Here is an 840-nt window from a genome sequence, read left to right on the forward strand (position 1 = left end):
TGTGGGGTGCCAGAAGTGCGCCTGGGCCTGTGACCTGCGGTGAGGTGGCCGTACGGGGCCGGCGGCATGATGGGCAGTTGTGTCCATCCGCCTGCTCTATCTGATCTTCCTTCGGGTGTGCGGCTGGCTGATCCTCCTCGGTCGTTCGTCGGCGTCGAAGGACATCGAGCTGCTCGTGTTGCGGCACGAGGTCTCGGTGCTGCGCCGTACCCAGCCCAAGCCCCGGTGGGACTGGGCGGACCGGGCGGTCCTCGCCGCACTCATCCGGCTCCTGCCCACGATGCTGCGAGCGCACCGGCTGGTCACCCCGGGGACCGTCCTCCGGTGGCACCGCCGTCTGATCACACGGAAATGGACCCACCCGCAGCGGACGGGACGACCACCGGTCAGCCCGGAGATCGCCGCACTGATCGAGCGGCTCGCGACCGAGAACCCGACATGGGGCTACCAGCGAATCCAGGGCGAGCTCCTCAAACTCGGCCACCAAGTCAGCGCGTCCACGATCCGCCGGGTCCTGACGTCCCTGGGTCTCCCACCGGCGCCCAGGCGGCAGACCGACACGACCTGGCGGCAGTTCCTACGCACGCAGGCCTCGACCATGCTGGCCGTCGACTTCTTCCACGTGGACTGCGCCGTGACCCTGCGGCGCCTGTACTGCTTCTTCGTCCTGGAGGTCGGCTCCCGCACCGTCCACATCCTCGGAGTCACCGCCCACCCGGACGGACCGTGGACCACCCAACAAGCCCGGAACCTCCTCATGGATCTCGGTGACCGGGCTGCCGACTTCCAGTTCCTGGTCCGTGACCGGGCCGGACAGTTCACCGCGTCCTTCGACGCGAT

1 protein-coding gene is annotated in these 840 nt (G+C 68.6%); it reads left to right on the forward strand.

What is annotated here, in order from left to right; translation table 11 throughout:
- Positions 1–79: 79 nt before the first annotated feature.
- On the forward strand, positions 80–840 hold a 761-nt coding region (locus tag AC559T_RS14590), incomplete at its 3' end, for a helix-turn-helix domain-containing protein (RefSeq protein ID WP_498869063.1).

The organism is Frankia sp. Hr75.2 (assembly GCF_949319125.1).
In the GTDB taxonomy this organism is placed as follows: domain Bacteria; phylum Actinomycetota; class Actinomycetes; order Frankiales; family Frankiaceae; genus Parafrankia; species Parafrankia soli.